General features: G+C 76.9%; 1 protein-coding gene. It reads right to left on the bottom strand.

From position 1 onward, the window contains the following. Positions 1 to 502: MFS transporter (locus FGF04_RS39840; protein ID WP_149516239.1), on the bottom strand; the 502-nt coding region annotated here is incomplete at both ends.

Below are 502 nucleotides of genomic sequence, written 5' to 3'. Positions count from 1 at the left end.
CACCAGCACCTGCTGGGTCAGTCCGGTGCCGGCGCCGAGGACGGCCATCGCGCCGGCGAGCCACCATCCCGGGGTGTCCGGCGCGAGGGGTGACAGCAGCACGGCGCCGGCCGTCACCAGGGCGCAGCCGACGACCGGGAACACCTTCCAGCGGCCGGTGCGGCTGATCAGCCGGCCGGACACGGCGGAGGCGACGATCATCGTGCCGACCTGCGGGAGCATCAGGAGCCCCGCGGCGGTGGCGTCGTGGCCGCGGACCACCTGGAGGTACTGCGGAAGGTAGATGACGCCGCCGAACATGACGGCGCCCACCAGGAAGCTCGTCGCGCAGGCCACGGTGAGGCCGCGGCGGCGGAAGAGCCGCGGGGGCAGGATCGGGTCGGCCGCGCGCCGCTCGTGCCGCACGCCCGCAACCGTCGCGGCGAGGACGGTGGCGGCGAGGGCGGCGGTCGGCCAGGACGGCCACGGCGCGAGGGCGGCGGTCGGCCAGGACGGCCACGGC

The sequence above is a fragment of the Streptomyces apricus genome (assembly GCF_008369065.1).
In the GTDB taxonomy this organism is placed as follows: Bacteria; Actinomycetota; Actinomycetes; order Streptomycetales; family Streptomycetaceae; genus Streptomyces; species Streptomyces apricus.
This window is presented reverse-complemented; position numbering and strand designations above follow the sequence as displayed.